At 40.8% G+C, this 22,493-nt stretch carries 20 protein-coding genes; 12 read left to right on the forward strand and 8 right to left on the reverse strand.

Annotated elements, in window-relative coordinates; all coding sequences use genetic code 11:
* Nucleotides 1–12: 12 nt before the first annotated feature.
* Together LEP1GSC058_RS17480 and LEP1GSC058_RS17485 are read right to left on the reverse strand one after the other, a co-directional pair.
* Nucleotides 13–1,302, reverse strand: coding sequence for a citrate synthase (locus tag LEP1GSC058_RS17480; protein WP_016550337.1), 1,290 nt, complete (start codon nucleotides 1,300–1,302; stop codon nucleotides 13–15).
* A gap of 197 nt (nucleotides 1,303–1,499) precedes the next feature.
* Nucleotides 1,500–3,755: a lytic transglycosylase domain-containing protein gene (locus LEP1GSC058_RS17485; protein WP_039948506.1), complete on the reverse strand. Its 2,256-nt coding sequence runs from the start codon at nucleotides 3,753–3,755 to the stop codon at nucleotides 1,500–1,502.
* Between the two features lie 58 nt (nucleotides 3,756–3,813).
* Here LEP1GSC058_RS17485 and LEP1GSC058_RS17490 point away from each other — a divergent pair, with 58 nt between their 5' ends.
* The 5 genes from LEP1GSC058_RS17490 to LEP1GSC058_RS17510 all read left to right on the forward strand — a co-directional run bounded on the left by LEP1GSC058_RS17490 (nucleotide 3,814) and on the right by LEP1GSC058_RS17510 (nucleotide 8,031).
* Nucleotides 3,814–5,127, forward strand: coding sequence for a hypothetical protein (locus LEP1GSC058_RS17490; protein WP_016550670.1), 1,314 nt, complete (start codon nucleotides 3,814–3,816; stop codon nucleotides 5,125–5,127).
* Nucleotides 5,128–5,181: 54 nt separating this feature from the next.
* Nucleotides 5,182–5,955, forward strand: a complete 774-nt coding sequence (locus LEP1GSC058_RS17495) for a hypothetical protein (protein WP_016549915.1) — start codon at nucleotides 5,182–5,184, stop codon at nucleotides 5,953–5,955.
* 170 nt (nucleotides 5,956–6,125) lie between these two features.
* Nucleotides 6,126–6,566, forward strand: a complete 441-nt coding sequence (locus tag LEP1GSC058_RS17500) for a bactofilin family protein (RefSeq protein WP_010417822.1) — start codon at nucleotides 6,126–6,128, stop codon at nucleotides 6,564–6,566.
* Nucleotides 6,567–6,586: 20 nt separating this feature from the next.
* Complete coding sequence (locus LEP1GSC058_RS17505) at nucleotides 6,587–7,564, forward strand: PdxA family dehydrogenase (protein ID WP_039948508.1); 978 nt, start codon at nucleotides 6,587–6,589, stop codon at nucleotides 7,562–7,564.
* Nucleotides 7,561–8,031: a hypothetical protein gene (locus LEP1GSC058_RS17510; RefSeq protein ID WP_016550064.1), complete on the forward strand. Its 471-nt coding sequence runs from the start codon at nucleotides 7,561–7,563 to the stop codon at nucleotides 8,029–8,031. Before LEP1GSC058_RS17505 ends, LEP1GSC058_RS17510 begins: the two co-directional genes overlap by 4 nt.
* Before the next feature lie 1,037 nt (nucleotides 8,032–9,068).
* On the opposite strand, the gene LEP1GSC058_RS17520 is transcribed toward LEP1GSC058_RS17510, so the two are convergent.
* The 5 genes from LEP1GSC058_RS17520 to LEP1GSC058_RS17540 are packed head-to-tail and all read right to left on the reverse strand — an operon-like array spanning nucleotide 9,069 to nucleotide 13,085.
* On the reverse strand, nucleotides 9,069–9,872 hold the full coding sequence (locus LEP1GSC058_RS17520) for an SDR family oxidoreductase (protein ID WP_016550850.1): 804 nt from the start codon (nucleotides 9,870–9,872) through the stop codon (nucleotides 9,069–9,071).
* A 15-nt stretch (nucleotides 9,873–9,887) separates the two neighbouring features.
* Nucleotides 9,888–10,838 (reverse strand): fumarylacetoacetate hydrolase family protein, encoded by a 951-nt coding sequence (locus tag LEP1GSC058_RS17525; RefSeq protein WP_016550607.1) that lies wholly within the window; start codon nucleotides 10,836–10,838, stop codon nucleotides 9,888–9,890.
* Between the two features lie 17 nt (nucleotides 10,839–10,855).
* Complete coding sequence (locus LEP1GSC058_RS17530) at nucleotides 10,856–11,956, reverse strand: VOC family protein (protein ID WP_016549892.1); 1,101 nt, start codon at nucleotides 11,954–11,956, stop codon at nucleotides 10,856–10,858.
* 58 nt (nucleotides 11,957–12,014) lie between these two features.
* Nucleotides 12,015–12,629, reverse strand: coding sequence for an FAD-dependent monooxygenase (locus LEP1GSC058_RS17535; protein ID WP_016550471.1), 615 nt, complete (start codon nucleotides 12,627–12,629; stop codon nucleotides 12,015–12,017).
* A gap of 57 nt (nucleotides 12,630–12,686) precedes the next feature.
* Nucleotides 12,687–13,085 carry a DUF2721 domain-containing protein gene (locus tag LEP1GSC058_RS17540; RefSeq protein WP_039948511.1) on the reverse strand — a complete coding sequence of 133 codons (399 nt, stop codon included), beginning with the start codon at nucleotides 13,083–13,085 and terminating at the stop codon, nucleotides 12,687–12,689.
* 163 nt (nucleotides 13,086–13,248) lie between these two features.
* Here LEP1GSC058_RS17540 and LEP1GSC058_RS17545 point away from each other — a divergent pair, with 163 nt between their 5' ends.
* From LEP1GSC058_RS17545 to dmpG, 7 genes are all read left to right on the forward strand, one after another.
* Nucleotides 13,249–13,830 (forward strand): TetR/AcrR family transcriptional regulator, encoded by a 582-nt coding sequence (locus LEP1GSC058_RS17545; protein ID WP_016551031.1) that lies wholly within the window; start codon nucleotides 13,249–13,251, stop codon nucleotides 13,828–13,830.
* A gap of 819 nt (nucleotides 13,831–14,649) precedes the next feature.
* Entirely contained in the window at nucleotides 14,650–15,573 is a 924-nt protein-coding gene (locus tag LEP1GSC058_RS17550) for an alpha/beta fold hydrolase (protein ID WP_016550762.1), read from the forward strand.
* Between the two features lie 6 nt (nucleotides 15,574–15,579).
* Complete coding sequence (locus tag LEP1GSC058_RS17555; protein WP_016549749.1) at nucleotides 15,580–16,563, forward strand: VOC family protein; 984 nt, start codon at nucleotides 15,580–15,582, stop codon at nucleotides 16,561–16,563.
* Between the two features lie 19 nt (nucleotides 16,564–16,582).
* Entirely contained in the window at nucleotides 16,583–18,325 is a 1,743-nt protein-coding gene (gene mhpA / locus LEP1GSC058_RS17560) for a bifunctional 3-(3-hydroxy-phenyl)propionate/3-hydroxycinnamic acid hydroxylase MhpA (RefSeq protein ID WP_016549738.1), read from the forward strand.
* 1 nt (nucleotide 18,326) lies between these two features.
* Nucleotides 18,327–19,121, forward strand: coding sequence for a 2-keto-4-pentenoate hydratase (locus tag LEP1GSC058_RS17565; protein ID WP_016550465.1), 795 nt, complete (start codon nucleotides 18,327–18,329; stop codon nucleotides 19,119–19,121).
* Between the two features lie 27 nt (nucleotides 19,122–19,148).
* A complete protein-coding gene (locus LEP1GSC058_RS17570) occupies nucleotides 19,149–20,105 on the forward strand; it encodes an acetaldehyde dehydrogenase (acetylating) (protein ID WP_016550258.1) in 957 nt (318 codons plus the stop codon).
* On the forward strand, nucleotides 20,102–21,118 hold the full coding sequence (dmpG, locus tag LEP1GSC058_RS17575; RefSeq protein WP_016549343.1) for a 4-hydroxy-2-oxovalerate aldolase: 1,017 nt from the start codon (nucleotides 20,102–20,104) through the stop codon (nucleotides 21,116–21,118). The genes LEP1GSC058_RS17570 and dmpG overlap by 4 nt, the downstream gene beginning before the upstream one ends.
* Before the next feature lie 87 nt (nucleotides 21,119–21,205).
* Here dmpG and LEP1GSC058_RS19820 read toward each other — a convergent pair whose 3' ends face one another.
* Nucleotides 21,206–22,324 carry a GGDEF domain-containing protein gene (locus tag LEP1GSC058_RS19820; RefSeq protein ID WP_051133815.1) on the reverse strand — a complete coding sequence of 373 codons (1,119 nt, stop codon included), beginning with the start codon at nucleotides 22,322–22,324 and terminating at the stop codon, nucleotides 21,206–21,208.
* Nucleotides 22,325–22,493: the final 169 nt, after the last annotated feature.

Here is a 22,493-nt window from a genome sequence, read left to right on the forward strand (position 1 = left end):
GATTCGAACAAATTAGGCTTTTTTCTTTGCCTGATCATAACCCGTGTCCGTCGGGCCGACGTAAATTTGACGAGGACGACCGATCTTCATGTCCGGAGATTCGATCATTTCCTTCCATTGCGCGATCCAGCCGGGAAGGCGGCCCATAGCGAACATAACCGTAAACATATTCACCGGAATTCCTAAAGCGCGGTAAATGATCCCGCTGTAAAAGTCCACGTTAGGATAAAGTTTTCTTTCGACGAAATAAGGATCGTTCAGAGCCGCTTCTTCCAATTCTTTCGCGATGTCCAACAGGGGATCTTTCACTCCGAGACGAGCCAGTACCGAATCACAAGCTTTCTTAATGATCTTCGCCCTAGGATCGAAGTTCTTATAAACGCGGTGGCCGAAACCGGAAAGACGGAAGGCGTCGTTTTTATCCTTCGCTTTCTCTACGATTTTTTTAACAGGCAGTCCCGAGGCCTTAATTTCCAAGAGCATTTCTAAAACTTCCTGATTGGCTCCTCCGTGGCGAGGTCCCCAGAGTGCGCAGATCCCCGCGGAAATCGCTCCATAAAGATTCGCTAATGAAGAACCCACCAATCTGACGGTGGAAGTCGAACAGTTCTGCTCGTGATCGGCGTGCAGGATTAAAAGTAGATTCAGGGCCTTTACGATTTCAGGATCGATATAATATTCTTCACTCGGAACCGAAAACATCATGTTCAAGAAATTTCCGCAATAATCCAGATGATTCAAAGGATGAATCGTGGGTTGTCCTAGCGATTTCTTATACGCGAACGCCGCAATCGTCGGAAATTTCGCCAAAAGACGAATCATCGAAATATGACGATGCTCAGGGTTTTCCGGATCGTAAGAATCCTGATAATAGGTCGATAAGGATCCGATCATCGACGACATGATTGCCATCGGATGACCGTCTTTAGGAAAGCCGTTATAAAGACGTTTTAGGTCTTCGTGAATCAGAGTATGCATCGTCAGTTCCTGATTCCATTTTTGAAGGTCCGCGTCGTTCGGTAAATGGCCGTATATGAGTAAGTAAGCCACTTCGGTAAACGTGGATTGTTCCGCAAGCTGCTCGATCGGAATACCACGGTATCTTAATATTCCGAGTTCTCCATCCAGGAAAGTGACCGCGCTTGTGCAGGCACCGGTGTTCAGATAGCCGTTATCCAGGGTAATATAGCCGGTCTGCTGTCTAAGTTTGGAAATATCGATCGCTTTCTCGTTTTCAGTCCCGACAATAATGGGAAGTTCATATTCCTTTCCATCGATTTTGAGGATTGCGGTGTTTGACATTTGTTTCTCCTGGGTAAAATATCTATTATGTAGGGCAGTCGAATGCGGCGGAGCCGAGGAACTGCGAACGCAGATCTTCGGTCACGAACCCGGCATCTCGACTTTAAGACCGTTTCGGATTCGGAACTTTCCGTAAATACTATCCTATGAATCGGAAATTCTAGACAATCCAAAAAAAGGAAAGATAAACCTAGGTTTTAACGGTTCTTATAATGCCTTAGAGTCTGATAATTGTAATAGTTGGACGTTACGATTCTACAATAATCACGGGGTTCTTTTACGGGGAGTTCCTCCAGGAAATGATTAAAGTCTCCTCGATAATGGTTCCGTTTCCATTTTCTCAAATTACCCGGGCCGCCGTTATAGGCGATGGAGGCCCACTTTAAGTCGTTTTCATTGCTGGATAAAAGATATTTCAGGAACCTGGCGCCCATTTGTACGGAAATTTCCGGATCAAAGAGAGAATAAGGGCCTAATCCTAGTCCCTGCGCAAGTCCCTTTCCTGTCGCGCCCATAATTTGCATCAGCCCGCGAGCGTTGGAGACGGAAACCGCATTTTCCTTAAAAAAGGATTCCTGTCTCATCACGGCATACACTATATCTTCGTCGATGCCGAAGGATTGGGAATATTTCGTCACTAAATCGCGATGAGGTCGGGGGTAAATTCTGGAAGCGAGTTTGGATGGTAGAAGAATCACGTCGTCAGGAATTCGTTGCTTCTTCATTAAATTACGAATATGGAAAACCGTTAAATACTGATTTCCGGTGGCTTCTCCTAACGCGGCTAAAATTTCATCTCGCTCATCGTCTCCGATTCCATTTTGGGATTTATATTTGTCGACTAGGGCCGTAGCGTAGGCCATCTCCCCGATTTCCAAATAATCCCGGGCATTTTGAAGGAGATAGTTGCCTCGAATTCTGCTGTGGGCCGAGTCGATTCGCATATCTAGTTGGAATGCTTCCGGGAAATATGCGAATTCCAGATCCCGTCCCACGATTTTGCCCGCGAATTTAGGATCTCCTGCGGTGAGTGACAGATATTCAAACAAGCTTTCCTTGTTTCGTAACGGACTGTCAGGCTGTAAAATTCGAGAGATTTCGTCGGAAAACTCTTCTCTTATCACTCTCGTATAATAGGATCCGGGGATGGATCGATAATAAGATTTTAACCAATCCCGTAGATCCTCCGATTTGCCCTTGTTTTTAAGATTTCGTAGATACCAATAGACTAGTCTGCCTTTTACGGGAAGATTCGGAATTCTTCGTAACGCTTCCTTCCAGTAAGAATCCTCTAAAAAATGTGTTTGGTCTCCCGTGATTAGATCGATCAGTTCGTCTTGACGAGTTAAATTATAAGGATTTCGTTCTAGAGAAGCGAGAAGGCGCGAAAAATATTTATCCCGATTTCCTAATTTCTTATAAGCTCTGGCGAATGCATATTCGACTTCGTCGGTGGAGGAGAGAGAAATGTCTTCCAATACTTTTAGAGCCGGACCGCCCAGACTTTGGTTTGAGAGTTCTCGGGACATGGCCGCCGTAAAATCGGAACCGGATTGCGCAAATCCTTTGTATCTGAAAAGGAAAGACGGGATACGTTCCGGTTGATACTGAACCAAGATTCTCGCAGCGGCTTTAAAGCTTTCCGGTTTTTCGAACTGCACGGAAGCGAAATTGGAATGGGAGGAAAGATACGATTTCCGATCTCCTGCGGAAAGAAAAGTTAGAAAATGAACTCCTTTTTCGACCGGAAGAGACCGGTAGAAAGAATCCCCTTTCCATGTTTTTAAATCCGTGAAGATGTCTTTTTTTGTGTAGGATGGAGTGTTCGCATCCTCCATCAATCCGTAAAGAATCGTCTCTCCTTTTTGAACCTCGCCGAATTTATAGAGTGCTTTACCGTACCGGTAATTTGCCATTGCTCCGAAATATTCCCGTCGGTCTTTCTCCGAAAACGACTCGGCGTATTCTTTCGCTTCCTTGAATCGATTGGTTTCGTAGAGAATCTTTAGAATTTCGGAGATGGAGTTCCTGTAGATCGGATCGTATGCTTGAGGAAATTTTTTGAGATACGTTACTAATTCCCCGGAGGAGAGGGTTTTTCGTTTTGCCATCTCCTCATACAATTTCCAGAATGTGACTTTAGTTATGGCGCTTGTAGAAGGGAGAGGATTCGCGATCACTTCCAAAAGATCGTCTCGACCGACGCCCGCGACCATTTTGCCTTTTAGTAAGGAAACTAAATATCGATATTTTGCGTTTCCATCTCCGTCAGGGTGGGTTTCATGAAAGCGGACCATCGCGTAAACTTCGGATTCCGTGGTCGGGTGACGCTCTCGAAAGATGCGCCTGATTTTTTCCAAACTATAGGATTTGGTCAGGTATTTTACGTCGTCGTTCCCCAAAAGACTGCCGACAACTAGAAATAGTAGAGTTACGAGAACCGTCTTTTTCATGCGATTCTTCACTCTTTCTCTCGTTTACAAAGGTTCAACTCCAAAAAGGTAGTCAGGCATGCAGGTTTCAACGTCCCAAGCAGAATGGCCCGAGATCACCCTGAGTCGCCCAGAAAGGGAAAGTTCGGAGGCATTGGTCGGCAAGAAGCTTGCTCCCGAGGTTTCCGCTCCGTCGGAAGTTTATCGCTTAAAAACGAAGATACTGGAAAACTATAACGGTAGTATTCTTACTCACTTAAAACCGCTGGATTGCTTTCGTTCCGACTTGTTCGGTCATTTCAAGTTCCTTTCTCCTAGAACGGATTGGATTCGGGAAGACGGAATTACCGAACGAGAGGAAAGACTCCTACGTTTGTTCTTCGAAGAGCTTTTGGAGGAACTGGAGGGGCATGTCGTTTGGGATAGCGAACTCTTCTCTCTTTGTTCCGCATTCTTGCTCTGCGAAGAACGTTTGGACGAATACAAGAAATTACTGAATTCTTTTCCGGAGGATCTTCCCGAAGCTCGCGACGGCAGGATCTTACTATTTTTTCTGGGATTTCTGGATTTCATTCCTGAAAAGCTCGCGATTCCGAGCGATCTAAGCATAAGGGAAACATTGGCGTTTTCTCACAAAAAAGAGAGCTTGGATGAACGACAAAAATTTCTCCTATATGATCTAACCGTCTCGGGAAAAGAGCCTTCCCTGGTCGGATTAGCATATCATTATTTTCGATTCAATCAGATCGGCTTACGTAACGTAAAAGTTTTGGATGCGATCGTTGTTCGTCGCTGGAGCGAGTTGAACGACGAGGAAAAAGACCATTTTCTTCGGGACTATGAAACGAGACATTCGATTTGGGATCGTTTCTTTCTTCTGAAGAAATTCAAATCCAAGGATGAGCAAAGATCATGGCTCCGATTGGAGAGGCAAAAAAACGGCAGGGAAGAACTCTCGGACACGCTGAGGGAATCGATTCTCGGCGGCGGAGACGAGAGCCTTTTCGAACGTTACGAAATTTTAAGGGAAAAGCGATTGGTGCATACCCTTAGGCCGTTCGAACTTTTGGTTCTCTGGAATTCCACGGCAGCTTCTCGCTTGGACTCGGACTTGGTGGACATAGAAAGGGCCTATCCCGATTCGTATTTGATTCATCGCGCTGTAGCCGTAAAAGAATTCAAAGAAAGAAAATTCGACGCATTCCGTGAACGATTAGCTCGCACCGGGCGCTTCCAATATTCTCCCGAAATGATTTATCTGAAAGCGATCGCGCTTTTGGAAAGCGGGGAAGGGGAAGAAGGAATAAAACTGCTGGAATCCTTGGTGTATAAATTTCCGGATTCGGACTTTCTACGGCTCGTATTGGAACGATACAAGAAGCGATCCAATTAAGTGAGTAAACTTCTTGCTTTCGGAATCGAAATCGGCTAGAATAAAAATTCCATTATGGCGGCAATAACGCAAGAGCAGATTCTAGAGTTGCAGCGTCATCAAAAGATGATCAACCAGCTGGAAAAAATTTTAAAACTATCCAAGAACGACGAACAGCGATATCGGGTCAGCCGGGACCTTGATAAATACCGAAATCGCATGCGAGAAATTTCTCCGGAAGGAATTCCCGATAATTTGGAAACTGCCGCCGAACAAATCAGGCTCTTCCGAGAAAATCCCGACGCTGCCGGCCGAATTTTGGCTAAATATCCGGTCATGAAAATCTCCCCCAATTCGAACGATTCAGAAGTCAATCAGATCGGCACTTGGATTAACGTACTGGATCGTGAATATCTGCCTATTCTGAACGAAATGCATATTCGCTTCGACTTTTCCCATGGGAACGAAAAGGACGGAGTCGTTAAGCACATGGAAAACATCCGTAGAAATATCAAGGTTTTGACGGAAACCATCGAAGAATACCAAGCCGCAGAAAAACAGGAATTCAGGGAGCAGCTCAGTCGGATGAAGAACAAACAAACTCGAATTTTCATTGCGGAAGCTTTCGAGATGTTCCAAAAGTTCAACGAGTTTCTGAACAAAGTCCTGGACGGACTCAAGGCGGGCGGCGGAATCATCATGAACGTCGAGGATAAAATCACGTTTAATTCACGCTTTGAAAAAGCCACGGAATTGGAAGGTCTCCCCATTCCGAAAGCTGTGGAAGAATTCCGCGACTTTACGGCCGAGGTCTTGGATCGGATCAATGTGCCGAATCTAAAGCATTGATACCGAAGGCCCTCGTCGACTTACCCAATTAGCTCGGTCGGGAAGTTTTTTCCATCGAGAAAAAACCCCCCGGTGTCTCTAAAAATTCCTTTCCCGAAGCGGCAGGGGCTATACTTTGTGCATACACCGGATTACATAACCCGATTCGAAATCTATAGGATTTAAAATTCATGGCACTTGTTAAGAACTCTTCCGAAGTCACCAATTCCACGATCGGCGAAAATTCCTACTTTAGCGGGAAATTCTTCATTAACGGATCCTTGAAGATCGATGGAAAGTTCGAAGGTAAGTCTCTCCAAGCGGAACAGTTGTATATCGGTGTTTCCGGTAAGGTAAAAACGAATATTACTGCGGCGAGTGTCATCGTAGAAGGTATCGTAATCGGGAATATCACGGCTCGAAATCGGGTCATGCTTCTTCCTACAAGTTTGATTCTGGGCGATATCCGGACTCCGGAATTAATCATCCAAAACGGAGTGACTCTGGAAGGACGTTGTATGATCTCCAGCGACCTAAAGCATTCGAATAAAGAGAGAATCGAGTTGGAGTATTCTAAGGATTCTCTCAGCCTCGAAAAACTTTTCGGAAAGCAAACCGGTAAGGAAGCGTAATCTTCCGATTCTAAAGGGCCTTGAACCGCATCCTTATTACTGAAGGAGATCCCTGCGGGATCGGGCCTGAGCTCGTGGAGCTCTCCTACTCGAAATTGAAGTCCTTATCCAAGGATGATTCGATTCTTCTTATTCGTTCGCAGACAAAATTCCCGAAGAAAGGCTGGATCGTGGTGGAAGACCCCACGGAAATTTCCCGACCCGGGCTCTATACATGGAATACCGGGTCTTTGACTCCCGGGGAAGAAGCCCGTCTAACTGTGGGTAAGCCTTCTATCGAATCCGGAAAGGCGGCATACTCTTCTCTACTTGCAGCTATTAAATTACAAAAACGTTTCGGCGGAAATTTAGTTACCTTGCCTTTGAGTAAGGAATGGGTTTTACGTTCGGGGGTAAAAGGTTTCCGGGGTCATACCGAGACGCTTGCGGATTCGTACGACCGAAAGACCTATATGTTGATGGCCGGACGAGAACTGAACGTACTAACCTTAACCACTCATGTTCCTTTAATGAAGGTTCCTTTCTACTTGAAAAAAATACATGTACCGAGTTTAATCGCCGCCATCCGTTCCGCTCCTTTAGAAAAGGGGAAAGAGATTGCCTTTTTAGGACTGAACCCTCATGCGGGGGAGGGTGGACAGATCGGAAACGAGGAGAAAGCCATTTTAGAGCCTATGATTTCCTCCTTCAAAAAGTCGGGACTGAATGTAGTCGGGCCGATATCCGCCGATGCAGCGTTTACCGAACACAATCGGAGTCGTTTTTCGTTGTTTCTTTCTTGTTATCATGATCAGGGATTGATACCGTTTAAAATGTGGGAAGGTAAGTACGGGGTGAATATGACTCTGGGATTGGATTTTCTTCGGGTTTCTCCCGATCACGGAACCGCCTTTGACATTGCCGGAAAAGGATTAGCCGATCCGGAAAGTTTGTTTCAATGTTTGGATTGGGCTTCCGGAAAATTACCCAAAATAAAGAAAATCCGGAGACAGAAATGACCTTTCTCGCTCAAACAGCTTCCGCCGGCCTCTTAGAGCAGATCGTGTTCCCGTTATTTTTGCTTTGGTTTGTCGGGCTAACCTTAGTTTTAATTCGGAACGACATAGAAGTAATCTGGAAGGTGGCGACTTTTTTCGTTTTCGTATTTTATTTCTTTCAGTTCTTTCCGGAATTAAAGGAATCTTACGATCGTTTAACAAAATCGTATCCCACTGAAATTCTAAGTTGGCTTTACGGACTTCCTAGGGCTTTCTATTTTTTCCTGCTTTTCTTTTGGCCGATTGCCGTATTTAGAATGTTTTATTCCGCATCGCCGTTTTTAGCCAACTCGACCGCGAAAGTTTTATTCGGGTTCACCTTGGTTTATTGGATTCTATTTCTAGGCTATCATCAGTTTTCGGGGCCGATCGACGACTTTCTGAAATCAAAGTTCATCGATTGGATAACCGTTTCATTGCCTAAATAATTCTGAGTCTTCCTTCCACAACAGACAAAACGAAGCAAGATTCGGAACCTGAACCTCGCAAAAGATAAAGTAACAGACAAAACTTCTGGTATAGCGAATGAGGAAGTTTCAATTTCAATGAAACTTGGAACGTGAGGCATTATTTTATATTTGAGCTATAGTTTCGTTAATCCTGAATAAGGATAAAATAAATTTGCCCCTTTCCCCGCGAGGGATGCGGCGGGCTTGAGTCCAATACGCACCATAGAAATAGAAGGCCTCGCTTGCATGTTTCGAATGAATTGAATTCTCTTCGTGGAATCATCCGAATAAATTCTGCATTTAGATTCATTTTTAATGTCCGGATTCAAGAGACTCATGATAGTAGCCTAGTCACGTTTCCTTTAATTGCACCTTTTCCTGTTACGGCTAAAACATTCATTTCTAGTACATGTACAACTTTTGCTCTATCCACCTTTCTTTTTTCATCTTCCATATACCGAAAAACTCCTGCACTCCTAAATCATAGGACAAGTAAATTGAAAAAAACGATACATTATAAATAATTTCCAAAAATGAAAAACTTAATTCGAGCTCCAAATCTAAGAATATGCATATTTGCACCGAATTAACTTTTACTCACGGAAGGAGTAAAAATCTAATCTTGGACAATTTACTTTGAAACATATTCTAAAAATTGCGAGATTTAGACTTTTTAAGAACCGAATTTTTAGTATTTATAAAAGGAGATTCCCCCAACGTTCAACGTTAGATTTTCAGTTACCCATTAACCGGCTGAATAGAAGAAATATCTTCTTAAACGGATCGTTATTTAATAAAATTTATGCATTCTCATTCGTAAGTGACACCGCTTGATGTAGAGGTTTTTTCTTTTTGGCCGATAAATAGAATCGATCAGACGTATTTTCCATATTTGTGTCTTACTTAATTTTGATTCTTTTCCAGATGATAGAGTGATTATATAAGTTTTTTTGAACTTGAAAATGCTCGATCCAAGGTATTTATGATTAAGCAAAAGCGTATTTTTCCAGAATATTTTAAGTTACCTTCGCTTTCATTAAGAACCTTACAAAAAGTGTAGGAAAATGTTTATGTAACCATATTGCGAACCTTTCCGTCGGTCCGGCAATTATCACTTCCAATTTTTTGTCACTAATTGCTTTTAAAATTTTATGTGCACATTCATCAGCTTTAATAGTAGCTTTGGAATGAATATTAGGCTTACCGTGTTTTTTACCGTCGCCGTTCAATGCATTCTGGGAAATCTGCGTTTGCACAAATCCTGGATAAACCAATGTAATCCTAACTCCAAGCGAATGGTTTTCGACCCTTAGTGCTTCATAAAATCCTGTCAATGCCGCCTTAGTCGCAGAGTAGCCTGTTCGATAAGGTACTCCGAATTTTCCTGCTACACTTGAAATTGAGACTATCCAACCTTTTTTTCTATCTCGAAGAAACGGGAGAACGGCAAGAGTTAAAGCTATATTTCCGTAAAAATTAACATTCATTAATGTTTCATACGTATTGAATCCTGTTTCATGAGCTAGAGAACGTTGACTGATTCCTCCGTTATTGATTAACACATCGATTTGTCCGAATTTTTGAATTACTTTTTCCGGAAATTTTGCCAAGCTCTTGTAATCGTTTAGATCTAGTGGAAGAACCAACGAATTGGAATCATTTAGATAATTCTCCGATTGTACTCGCTGTAATTCTTCTTTCCGTCGGGCAGAAAGTACAATCTTCGCACCGGTTCCTGCCAATTCTTTTATTAAGGCCTCTCCGATCCCTGAAGATGCGCCAGTAATCCAAACGACTTTATCTTTATAGAATGATTTCATTATATTTTATAAACCTTAAGATTCCTGAACAACTCCCAAAATTTGATCGCCTAAATCGATTCTTCGATCGGCAGTACGGATAGATGATTTTACGATGTCGCCAGGCTTAAGATATTGCGTTCTTTTACTCTGACCATTGACAAATAGCTTCCATTTTTTCTTTTCGGATAGAAGCCCAGCGATTTTTTGAATCAATTTTCCTGGCGCTCTAAGTGCGCATCCCGCTGGGGTTCCTGTTAGAAGAATATCTCCTGGAGATACATTGCAAAATTGAGATAATTCTGAAATACTTTCCGCAGGTTTAAAAACCAGATTGGACGCAGTATCATGCTGCCTGATCTGGTCGTTCACAAGTAAGGTGAGTTCCAAGGAATCTAATAGGTCAAAATCCCCCGGTTCCAATACGGCTAAGACAGGGCCGGCGGGCAAAAAAGTGCGATATGATTTTCCTTTATACCATTGCATTTGAGGCAATTGAATATCTCTAGCGGAGACATCGTTCGCCATAAAGAAGGCAGACACATATTCCGAAACATTTTTTGAGTTCACTTCAATTTTAGAATCGATGTTTTTGCCAAAAACTAATCCTAGTTCAATTTCATAATCTAAAAGATTAACGTGGTTAGGACGGATTATCTCACCTACCGGAGTGGTAAGAGATGCGTCAGATTTTGAAAAAAACATATTATAGCTTTTATCATTCGGATCTAATCCCGATTCGATTAGATGTTGTTTATAATTGGCTCCTTGGCAGATGATCTGGCAAGGAGCCGTGATTGGAGAAAGAATCGAGACTTGCTTTATAGAAAAATTTGTCGAAAATTGTTTTTTTGGATTCTTCTTTAAGAAATCCAAAAACTCTTTAGTGCTCAAATCACCGATATTAAGAGGATAAACGGTTCCATTGTCGGTCTGTCCCCAATCAATACCTTTTCCCTTTGCATATTTTATATAATTCTTAGCCATTCTCTATTCTCTTCGTATTAATATTTAATCCAATGTCTCGGCGGCTTTTTTGCCATTGCCTTCATTTCGATTAGAGTGCCCAATCGAATTTCCCTGCCGGAAAGTAAACCTTTGATGAGCTCTTTTAAGATATGGAAGGTAAGTTTCGAATCTAGAAAATCCTTAGGCATATCTTCTCCCCATTGATATAAACTTTCTAGGCTGATCTCATGAAAGCCGACAGGGTAGGTATCGTCGAATTTGTCGCCATCAGTATAATGTTCTACGAGCATGCCCGTTGGATCTCTTTCGTAGTCGAAGACTTGGCTTCCTAAAATATGTCTACCTAAACCCCAAGCTGCCTTCCAACCTCGGCTTAAAAGCCACTGCCGTCCTTGAGAAATATCGTCTATATCCTTTAATTCGAATGCGCAGTGCTCCAATCGATCGTCAGCCCCGGCTCCTATAACGATTGTATGGTGATCCGTAAGAATTTTTCCGCGATTACATCGCAAAAAAACGAGAACAGGTTCTTTAGATTTAGGTAACAATTGGATATCGGAGGGAATCATCCCGAAGGTATCGCAATACCATTGCGCATTTTTTAAAAATTCTTGTTTTAGAAAAACAGCATGTCCAAGACGAATCACCTCAGATGGATTGGATTCGGCTGATTGGGGGCGGTTTGCTCTTTTTATCGAGTCGTAGCTATTCCAATCTCTTTTCTTAGGGAAATAATGCGGAGCTTTCGACAATTCAGATAAAACTGCATCTACGGGTAGACCTGAAGGGTCCAACAAAGTTATGCATGGCAAGTTTCCAAATCGACCGGAAGGGCGAAAATAAGTTCCATCCAGTTTTTTTAGAGCCTCAAATTCTTCGTAAGAAGATATGTATAATCCTAAACCGAGTAAAAAATCCCTGTTGGACTCTTCGACAGACCAACAGGGAAAATTGGAGCTATTTCCATTGAATAGGATCTGTTTCTTCGTTTTACTAAAGATGCGAAGTCCAAAATCGGTATAATACCTTTCGGCTTTTGACAGATTTCTTCGACCTAACCTAATATACGCAATGTCCTGAGCTTTGCTTAAGGGGTTATGCGCTTGAGTAGGAATTTTGGAGGCAGATTTATTCATGGCGACTTATTTCCGAAAGAGGTTGTCATTATGAATTTCACGGAAATCATCTTTGAGGTTACACTTCATTTTTACATTTATTTTGTGCGTAATCATTTATAAATTCGAATATAAAAAGAAAGAGAGAGAGGAAGTCGGTGGTCTGAGTTTCTTTCTCGTTGCAAATGACAAGTAGATTAGTTAATATTTTGAAATTTGAATTTCCAAATTCCGTTTCCAATTGAATTGTACGACCGGATTTTGATTTATGAACGTACGTGGTGGGCGTTACGAAAGTCACATTTTTTAGAATTGAAATATTCTTTCTAAGGATAAACTCCATTGTTGTTTGGGAAATATTGCAAACCGATCGGGAAATATTATCTACCTCTTTACTCTTAATATTAGAATATAGAATTTTCAAATATTGGAAGGATTCGGAGGTTGATTGGTTTAAATCTCCTTTCTCATTCAGATTTTTTATTATTATTTCCTCAAAGACTGTCAATTCATCTTGATTTAGTGAAATTTGCCTATTCTCAGGTTCCATCTTTCCGTCTTCTAAAATTAGTGTAGGAATTCCCAAATAGCCTAAAAGATAAGATACGAATAATCCTGTAGGGTTGGCCCCGATTACAATTGCATTGGAAATTGTATCCGTTTTAATAATGGCGGGGATCGTGAACACTGACATAAATGAGAGATATATCAAATATGTAAAAAATGTCAATAGTAAAATACTATCCTATTTTTAAAAATTAGATTTTAATATCGATTCAATTTCGATTTCAAGAGCTTTTATAGAGAGATGGATCTCATAAAGGGAGTAGATCAAAGAAAGAATCATTAAGAATAAAGACCCAGCGAAGAATATCCATGCGACTGAATTGGATATGGACACAAGCCCTAGAGAAATAACACAAAAAATAAGGCTTAAGATTCCAAAGGATTGCGAATAGCGAACGAGAGAAATTCTTAATTTTAAATTTGTAATTTGAGGAATGATCAAAGCCTCTCCGCTCTCTCGGTACTTATTTAATAATTGTCTGACGAGTGAAGTTAGACCGAAAAATCGATTAGTATATGCTAACATTAGTAAGGAGATTGCGGGGAACAAAAGACCGGGTGTATTGTAGGATAGTGTGTTCATATGTTTAGGCATATTCCGCATTTTATGAACGCAATTAGAAAATGAGCAATATCTCAAAAATGTAGTAGCATTTTTATATTTGTTAAATTTGATTGAATGGATGGCTATATCAAAACCTAGAAAAATTTTACTTCCAAAACGCGAGAGAACCCGAGCTCAGATTATGAATGCTGCATTGCGCTTATTTGCAGTAAAGGGGGCCGGAGAAACTTCGATTGCGGAAGTTTCTGCGGAGGCGGAAGTCGCGAATGGAACTTTCTATAATTATTTCAAAACGAAGGAAGAATTGCTCGAAGCTTCTGCTATAGCTTTGGCGGAAACTTTAGCAGCCGATGCGACCAAAATGATGCCCGATATACAGGACGGAGCCGAACGTATGGCCATAGGTGGTATGCTTTTTTTAAAAAAAGCAAGATTGGACTCCGATTGGGCCTGGGCCTTACTTCGAGTCGCCTCAGAAGCACCTAGAATGAGCGAAATTTTACGAGCTTATCCATTGAAAGATATGCAGAAAGCGATTAAATCAGGAAGATTCACGATCGATTCAGAAGAAGCTGCACTCGGTCTGTACGTCGGTGCTCTTCATTATGGAATTAGAAATATATTGGAAGGAAGGGCAAAAAATAAATCGCATGATATAGATATGATAGCTTTGGTATTAAAGGCGTTCGGTGTTTCCGCGATTACAGCGAAAAATATAAGCAATCGAGCATTTGAAAGAGCATGGCAAAATAATAACGGATAATAAATTGTCGTAACGTTTTTGGAAAAGTAATTGTGTCAATTTGGCTATTTAAGCTCGTAGCATTCTTATTCGCTGAAAGACTGACAATCCATGCCAATACTGAAGCATGATCCCAATATATATTTTCATGGATCTCTGCGACTCCCGTTAAGGATATCATTAAGACCTTATCGGGTGAATTCTCACTTCGGCATTTTGTTTTAAATAATTTCTTTCTTCTTATTGATAGTTAAGTTAATTAGAATACAGGATTTTTATATAATTAATTTGAAATAGGTTGCTCGATTATCTTAATGATTACTCTATCAAGTTAGTTCAAAAGACATTCGATTGAGCGTTGAGTGGCAAATTTAAACATGTTATAAGCGTTTTGACCAAGGTATTTGAAAAACACTAATACGCTCCAAAGATTTACGCTTTCCTCCTATCTTTATTCTCTTAATGAGAGAACCGTCTATTTCCGCTAAAGATCCATTATATAACAAACGTTCCAAATGGTGTAAATATTCTCATAAATGATAGATTTATATAAAATGATAAATATATCAAAATAATCAATTATTATGCCTGTAAAATTTCTTTTACAGTCCAAGTTTCCTCAATCATCGCTGTTTGCTTTATATCTTTTTATTGACAAAGAATTAAATATGATATAATGTGCAAAAATTGATAGAAACAATAAATATGAGAGTTATCTCATAATAATAGTTGTATAATAACAATTGTTATGAGAAAGGTTGTGTAGGTCTCCGATAGGCTTAAAAATATATCTTATGAAAAGAAAAGTTGCAGGTTTTTTAAATTTAATGAGGACTCCCTATGATAAATGCACAAAGCAAACAATTATCCAAAGAGGATATTAACAAAAAAGAAATCGAATACCAGTCTAGTTCGCGAATTATTTCCACAGAGCGTAGAAATATTCATCTATTCGAAAAGGGGTCAGGAGAGCCGATATTATTGCTCCACGGAGGAGGACCAGGCGCTTCTGGAATCTCGAATTATTCTAGAAACATTGAGGAGCTTGCTAAAAATTTTCGAGTTTTAGTGCCAGATATGCCAGGTTATGGAAAATCTACGAAGGGAATAGATCGGAAAGATCCATTTGGTGATCTGGCAAATTCAATGTTTAAGCTATTGGATAAACTCAGTATTCCAAAAATAAATATCGTGGGAAATTCACTAGGGGGAGCTTGCGCATTACGAATGGCGCTTGAGAATCCTGCAAGAGTTTCTGCATTAATTTTGATGGGACCAGGTGGAGTAGATACGACTCGTTCATTTCCTACTAAAGGTTTGAATCGATTACTAAATTATTATACAGGGAGCGGCCCGAGTCTGGAAAAGCTTAACACATTTATTAGAGAGAATCTGGTTTATAAAGGAGAGACAATTCCTGCTTCCCTTATAGAAGAAAGGTATAAATCCAGCATTGACCCTGAAGTTGTTAAATCTCCTCCTTTGCGAAAACCAAAGGGAATTCCAAATTTTAAAAATTTAGATTTTACTAGGGATCCTAGACTTTCGCATTGTGAGGTTCCGACTTTAGTTCTCTGGGGAACCGAGGATAAAGTAAATAGACCGAGTGGCGGACTTTCTTTGCAAAGAAGAATGCCAAACTGCGATTTGTATTATTTTAATCACACTGGGCATTGGGTCCAATGGGAACGTCCCGAAGAGTTCAATCATATTACAAATTCATTTTTATCGATCCATGCTCATAGTAGAAACAAGGCCGGGTGATGGATAATGTTTAATGGTGACAAAAACGACCTGTTTAATTCCGTAAAACTAGGATATGCGGTTATAGAATCGAATAAATTGGAGGAGTGGTATTCCTTCGGAAAAGAGGCGATCGGATTGCATGCCGAGTTCAACAACGAGGATTCCCTTTCCTTTCGATTGGATAATCATAAAAAAAGGATATTGATTCGAAAAGGTGAAGCTGAAGATTTTACTTGCATCGGTTTTCAAATAAAAAATGAACATTCCTTAAATTTAATTTTGGAGCGCTTGAAGAAAAGGAAAGTAACTATAACTCCCGGAGGGGCCGCTCAAGCGTTCTTGCGTGGAGTGAATTCCTTTTGGCAATTTAAAGGCCCGAAAGGATTGAATATTGAATTGTTTATCGATCCGATTCTGACGGAGGCTCCCTTGGAAATGTTATCAAAAGGTTTCGTAACGGAAGAGTTTGGTATGGGTCATGTTGCTATGGTCTCCAAAAGACCAGATGACCTAGTCGAATTTTGGAAGGAGATTTTTGGGGCAAGGATCAGCGATTATATAGAGCAGAAAATGTCAGGACTTACTTTGGATATCACCTTTTTAAGACTGAATCCACGTCATCATTCCCTCGCAGTTGCGGCGACAAGGGGATTACGGATGGATCCTATTACAGCTCGCATCCAACATTTGAATATAGAAACGAAAAATTTGGCAGATATGACCGGGGCATACCATCGTTGCAAAGATTTAGGATTCGAAATCGCTCACGGGATTGGACAGCACCCGAATGATTTAGAATTATCCTTCTACGTAATTACACCTTCTGGTTTTGAATTCGAAGTAGGATGGAATCCCTTGCCTGTGAACGAAATAGAATGGAAGCAAAGTAAATACAAACAGATTAGTACGTGGGGTCATAGACCAGAAATCTCAACTGTTCTATCTAGATTAGGTGAATTTCGGAAGGCTTTTGTCTCCTTATTCCGTTCGGAATATATCCCGTTTTAAACAGTAGAGGTTCTATATTATGGAAAATTCAAATAACTTAAAAGAAATATTGTACGACGTAGCTATCATCGGGCTAGGTCCTGTTGGTCTTACACTTGCACATATATTAGGAAAAAAAGGATTAAATGTCATTGTTCTTGAAAAAGAGCCTGTATTTTACGGAAATGCCAGAGCGGTTTATACTGATGATGAATGTTTACGAATTTTTCAAGCGGCTGGAGTAGTTGAGGAGGTGTATAAGGACATGATGTACGACATACCTGTCCAATTTACAAAAGGAAACGGCACACCTATTGTGCAATATACTCCCACTAGCACTCCTTATGGATGGCCGATCATTAATTTTTTTTACCAACCATACTTAGAAACGAAGCTTGCTGAAAAATTGCAAAAATATCCAAACGTTACTATACTTAGAGGAAGGGAATTCCAGTCCCTTGACCAGGATTCAGTTGGAGTTAACGTTTATCATATAGCCTCGGAAGGCTCAGCTTACGGACAGAAGGTTGAAAATCCAAAATCTAAGGACCAAGAAGATAGACAAATCGCGAGAGCCTCATTCGTAGTAGGCTGCGATGGCGGCAGAAGCAAAGTTCGCGATTTCCTAAATATAAAACTGACGGGGAAAAGTTTTCCAGAGCCGTGGTTGGTCGTCGATTTAAAACAAAAAAATGTAGAACTTGGACTTCGCCATTTACCATACTTCAATTTTTTCTGCGACCCGAACGGCCCAGTAGTCAGTTGTCCTCAGCCGGATGGGTATCATCGTTTCGAATTTCGCTTAAAGGCTGGTACTACAAAAGAGTTTATGGAGAAGCCAGAAACGGTAAGGATGTTGCTCTCTCGGTATGTAAATCCGGATTTATTCGAAGTTAAGCGAAGACTAGTATATACTTTTAACGGGCTTGTTGCGGATAAATGGAGAGATTCTCGCGTTTTTCTTGCCGGAGATGCGGCCCATATGACTCCTCAATTTATGGGGCAAGGAATGAGCTCCGGTGTTAGGGACGCTTTCAATCTGGGTTGGAAATTAATAGAGGTGTTAGGTGGACGAGCCGGAAGTAAATTTTTAGATACATATCAGAATGAACGATATGACCATGCAAAAGCTATGATTCAAGTTTCTGTTCAACTAAAGGATGTGGTTTCATTACAGAATAGATTTTTAGCTGCGATACGTGATTGGCTCTTGAGATTAATAAAGATTATTCCGAGCTTGTACGACATATTCAGAGAAGGAAAATTCAAGCCAAAACCAAAATATAAAAACGGCACGTACTTTGGTTTACCCAGAAATTCGGAAAATCGACATGCGGGAACGCCAATGCCGCAGCCTGATCTTCAAATCATGGATTGCCGAATTAAAAAAATGGACGATATCATTGGAAGTTCATATGCATTGATTGGCCAAGGAATTGATCCTAGAGAATATCTTTCTGAAAAGTCTCTTTCTTTTCTGAATTCACTTGGAACGAAATATCTTACAATTTATGAAAAAGGAAAAAGACCACAAGGCCTGAAAGAACTTAACCGAAATTTAGATCCGAATTTGGACGAAGTGGAAGATATTTATGGTTTATTGAAACCTTGGTTTCGGAAAGCTGGATACAATAAGAACGCATTAATCCTTCTTCGACCTGATAAATTCGTCTTCGGAATGACAAAAGGGTCCGGCGACAAACTTGTTCAGGAATTGGAACTTCGGCTTGATTTGAGTTCCGTAATTTCTCCCGAGAAAGCTAAGAAGTTGGTTAGTGTTTAGTATGGGTATTTCAGTAGAAACTTCTAATATTCGATCGGCGGCTTCTGCGTTATTAGAAGCCAGATTGAATCGTAAAGCAATTCCTCCCATTTCAAAAACATACGGAGTGGAAGGACTTGAAAATTCATATGCTATCGCAAAAATTAATAATATAGAAAGATTAAAAACCGGGGTTCGAATTGTCGGAAAGAAAGTTGGGTTAACATCAAAAGCTGTGCAATTGCAACTTGGAGTCGACCAACCGGATTTCGGCACCTTATTTTCGGACATGGAATATTTGGACTCTGATGAAATTCCGATGTCGAAACTTTTACAGCCAAAAGTGGAAGCGGAAGTGGCATTTGTAGTAGGTCGCGATATGACCAAAAACATTCCGAGCTATGGTGAATTTTTAACTTCCATCGAATATGCGTTGCCTGCTTTGGAAATCGTGGACAGCGCAATAGAAAAATGGCAAATCAGTTTAGCAGACACCGTCGCAGATAATGCTTCCTGTGGGCTTTATGTATTAGGAAACCAGCCGGTTACGCTTGGTGCTATTGATCTGGCTGATATTGGGATGCATTTAAATAAAAACGGTAAAATCGAATCTGTCGGATCCGGAGCAGCCTGTCTGAATCATCCTTTGCGGGCAGCATACTGGCTTGCGAGAAATCTAATACTGCGCGGTGACAGCTTATCAGCAGGTGAAATTATTCTATCCGGTGCTCTCGGGCCTATGGTCCCAGTTATTTCCGGAGATTTTATAAGCTCACACATTGGAGGGCTGGGTAACGTTTCCTGCCGGATGATTTAGAATTATATTCTAGGAAGAAAACTTAAAATGAATAATAAAATAAAAACCGCCATTATCGGTTCCGGCAATATTGGAACTGATCTGATGATCAAAATTCTTCGTAAGTCCGAAAATTTAGAAATATCTGCCTTGGTTGGAATAGACGAATCCTCTGAAGGTTTGGCTCGGGCTTCCAGGCTAGGTGTTTCTACCACTTTCCAAGGGGTCAAAGGTTTGATTGCTTTGCCGATCTTTAAAGAAATTGGGATCGTATTCGACGCTACATCTGCAGCGGCTCATATTGAGAATGATAAACTTTTGCGTGAGGCAAATCCGAATATTAGAATAATCGATTTAACTCCGGCGGCGATTGGCCCTTATTGTGTTCCAGTGGTTAACTTGGATCAAAATATAGGTCAAAAAAACATTAATATGATCACTTGCGGAGGACAGGCGACTGTTCCGATAGTATATGCAGTTTCCCGAATTGTAGACGTCCACTATGCGGAAATTGTAGCTTCGATCAGTAGTAAATCAGCAGGACCAGGCACAAGAGCAAATATAGACGAGTTTACGGAAACTACTTCCAGAGCTTTGGAATTGGTTGGCGGAGCTAAAAAAGGAAAATCGATTATAGTGATGAATCCGGCGGAACCTCCTCCTTTGATGAGAGATACAATATATGTATTATCAAAAATAGGAGATCAAGGTAAGATTGAAGAGTCAATCCAAGATATGGTTGCCTTAGTTCACCGATATGTTCCGGGATATCGCTTAAAGCAAAAAGTTTTGTTTGATATTATTCCGGAGAATAAACCTCTGAGAATTCCAGGAGTCGGCACCCTTTCCGGACTAAAGACTACTATCTTTATAGAAGTAGAAGGGGCTGCACATTATTTGCCTTCTTTTGCCGGGAATTTAGACATTATGACCTCAGCAGCTTTGGCAACTGGGGAAAAAATTGCAGAATTGCAAAATATTAAATTTCGAGAAATTGCTAAATGAATCTTCCGGGAAACAAAAAACTTTTCATTTCAGACGTAACCTTGAGGGATGGGAGCCATGCGATTCGCCACCAGTATTCCTTAGACCATGTAAAAAATATTGTTAAGGCGCTTGATGACGCTAAAGTAGATAGTATAGAAATTGCTCATGGAGACGGGCTGCAAGGGTCTAGTTTTAATTACGGTTTTTCAGCACAGACGGATCTTGAGATGATAGAAGAGGCTGTGAAAATAGTAAGGCATGCGAAAATCGCGACTTTACTTCTTCCTGGAATTGGGACTATTCACGATCTAAAACATGCACATGAAGCGGGTGTCCATTCTGTTCGGGTGGCTACTCATTGTACGGAAGCGGATATTTCCAAACAACATTTAGAATTCGCGAGGAATCTAGGAATGGACGCAGTCGGATTTCTTATGATGAGTCATATGATTTCTCCTAAAAAATTAGCCGAGCAAGGCAAATTAATGGAGAGTTACGGTGCTGAATGTATCTATGTGGTCGATTCAGGTGGCGCTATGAATATGAATGATATACGCGATCGTTTTCGAGCAATGAAGGATATTCTAAATCCCGAAACACAAACCGGGATCCATGCTCACCATAATCTTTCCTTGGGAGTGGCAAATTCGATAGTTGCAGTGGAGGAAGGTTGCGATCGAATTGATGCAAGTCTGGCCGGGATGGGCGCCGGAGCGGGTAATGCACCTTTGGAAGTCTTTATCGCAGCAGCTTCTAGATTGAATTGGAACCACGGGACCGACCTTTTCATTCTAATGGACGCAGCCGATGAGATTGTTCGTCCATTGCAAGATAGACCGGTTAGAGTCGACCGAGAGACTCTTGCACTAGGATATGCAGGCGTATATTCTAGTTTTTTAAGACATGCGGAAGAAGCTTCTCGTAAGTTCGGAATAAAAACAGTAGATATTCTTGTAGAACTTGGAAAAAGAAAAATGGTCGGTGGTCAAGAGGACATGATCGTGGACGTTGCTTTAGACTTGCTAAAATAAAAGTTGCTCGCTCTTGCGACATTTTGGAGATCTATTTCATGAGCCGAAATTGCCGGTCATATCTTGCAGAAAGTTTAGATATTCACCTTATCGCTCATTGGCGACCGACACCACTTTGTTTTTTCCAGTCCGTTTCGACTCATACATTTTTTCATCAATCAATTCAAGAGAATATCTGACCTCCCTGTCCATCAAGAGCTCACCGACTCCCACGCTTATCGTAACATTTATTGATTTGGTACTCCAGTTATTCTCGGCGACTGCAATTCTCAATCTTTCCATAATTGCAAAAGCCTCCTCCACGTTCGTGTCAGGAAAGAATAGTAAAAATTCATCACCGCCATATCTTGAAATATAGTCAGTCTTTCTAAGAAATGTACGGCAGCACTGAATTAAGTCAACCAAGACCTCATCTCCAATCAAATGACCATAAGTATCATTTATCTGTTTGAATTTATCAAGATCAACGAATGCGATTGAGTGCGTTCGTTGAAATAAAGCACTGCTCGTTCTGAAGTTTTCAATAACTGCCATCATAAAGGATTTTCTGTAAGTGCCAGTAAGATCATCTATTTCAATTTGGCTTATTAAATTATGGAACCGATTTTGTAGAAGCCCGGACCAAAGCCACATGCAAGACATTATAAAAACAATGCTGACGATTCCCCATAACATGAGATTGTGAATTTGGGATATTCGATCAGGATACCGATTAGAGACCAAATGAGGGTCGAATATGTCAATGATCGGATTGACAATAAAGAAGCTAGCATGCAATAGCATGGACACAACCAGTTTTTTTGAACTACCTCCAAACAGTAAAATCCAAGAGAAAAGTGCATTTATCAGAATGAAAAAAGGAGTGGCGCCGAAAGATCCACCGGAAGGAAAATATAAATAGGCAAGGAGAACAATTACGAAGAGATTGAATCCGAACGCAAAATATGTATTCTTTTTTTGAGACAAGAGAATTAGCAATACGGACAGGCCAGAAAAAGAATATAGAATTACGACACTCAAGAATAATTTTGGAAATTGAATCCAAGAAATAGTCGCAGACAAGAACGTGATAAAACTTACGACAAGGAGCATGCAAATATAGATTAACTTCGATAAATCCGCTTCATCAGTGTGGATTCGTAACGCACGCAAAAATGTAATTACAGCGAAATTTGATTTTTGCTTACTCATCTCTTCACCCTTCACTTCGATGTACCCCCGATAATTTTTAAACTGAACAAATAGACGACGGATTCTGCACTAGGGTTCCAGTGATCAAATTGCTTTTTGCATTTTTCGAAATTGAGGCTCCATTTATTTTACATCGCCTACGATGTCAGCGTGAAAAAAATTACTGCCATCAATTATATTGATT

It is taken from the genome of Leptospira fainei serovar Hurstbridge str. BUT 6 (assembly GCF_000306235.2).
In the GTDB taxonomy this organism is placed as follows: Bacteria; Spirochaetota; Leptospiria; order Leptospirales; family Leptospiraceae; genus Leptospira_B; species Leptospira_B fainei.

Coding starts and splice junctions, on each gene's coding strand:
- mhpA (WP_016549738.1), top strand. CDS start 16,583: ATGGAAAATTCAAATAACTTAAAAGAAATATTGTACGACGTAGCTATC.
- LEP1GSC058_RS17485 (WP_039948506.1), bottom strand. CDS start 3,755: ATGAAAAAGACGGTTCTCGTAACTCTACTATTTCTAGTTGTCGGCAGT.
- LEP1GSC058_RS17555 (WP_016549749.1), top strand. CDS start 15,580: ATGTTTAATGGTGACAAAAACGACCTGTTTAATTCCGTAAAACTAGGA.
- LEP1GSC058_RS17480 (WP_016550337.1), bottom strand. CDS start 1,302: ATGTCAAACACCGCAATCCTCAAAATCGATGGAAAGGAATATGAACTT.
- LEP1GSC058_RS17530 (WP_016549892.1), bottom strand. CDS start 11,956: ATGAATAAATCTGCCTCCAAAATTCCTACTCAAGCGCATAACCCCTTA.
- LEP1GSC058_RS17545 (WP_016551031.1), top strand. CDS start 13,249: ATGAATGCTGCATTGCGCTTATTTGCAGTAAAGGGGGCCGGAGAAACT.
- dmpG (WP_016549343.1), top strand. CDS start 20,102: ATGAATCTTCCGGGAAACAAAAAACTTTTCATTTCAGACGTAACCTTG.
- LEP1GSC058_RS17520 (WP_016550850.1), bottom strand. CDS start 9,872: ATGAAATCATTCTATAAAGATAAAGTCGTTTGGATTACTGGCGCATCT.
- LEP1GSC058_RS17500 (WP_010417822.1), top strand. CDS start 6,126: ATGGCACTTGTTAAGAACTCTTCCGAAGTCACCAATTCCACGATCGGC.
- LEP1GSC058_RS17565 (WP_016550465.1), top strand. CDS start 18,327: ATGGGTATTTCAGTAGAAACTTCTAATATTCGATCGGCGGCTTCTGCG.
- LEP1GSC058_RS17490 (WP_016550670.1), top strand. CDS start 3,814: ATGCAGGTTTCAACGTCCCAAGCAGAATGGCCCGAGATCACCCTGAGT.
- LEP1GSC058_RS17540 (WP_039948511.1), bottom strand. CDS start 13,085: ATGAACACACTATCCTACAATACACCCGGTCTTTTGTTCCCCGCAATC.
- LEP1GSC058_RS17510 (WP_016550064.1), top strand. CDS start 7,561: ATGACCTTTCTCGCTCAAACAGCTTCCGCCGGCCTCTTAGAGCAGATC.
- LEP1GSC058_RS17495 (WP_016549915.1), top strand. CDS start 5,182: ATGGCGGCAATAACGCAAGAGCAGATTCTAGAGTTGCAGCGTCATCAA.
- LEP1GSC058_RS17525 (WP_016550607.1), bottom strand. CDS start 10,838: ATGGCTAAGAATTATATAAAATATGCAAAGGGAAAAGGTATTGATTGG.
- LEP1GSC058_RS17535 (WP_016550471.1), bottom strand. CDS start 12,629: ATGTCAGTGTTCACGATCCCCGCCATTATTAAAACGGATACAATTTCC.
- LEP1GSC058_RS17550 (WP_016550762.1), top strand. CDS start 14,650: ATGATAAATGCACAAAGCAAACAATTATCCAAAGAGGATATTAACAAA.
- LEP1GSC058_RS17570 (WP_016550258.1), top strand. CDS start 19,149: ATGAATAATAAAATAAAAACCGCCATTATCGGTTCCGGCAATATTGGA.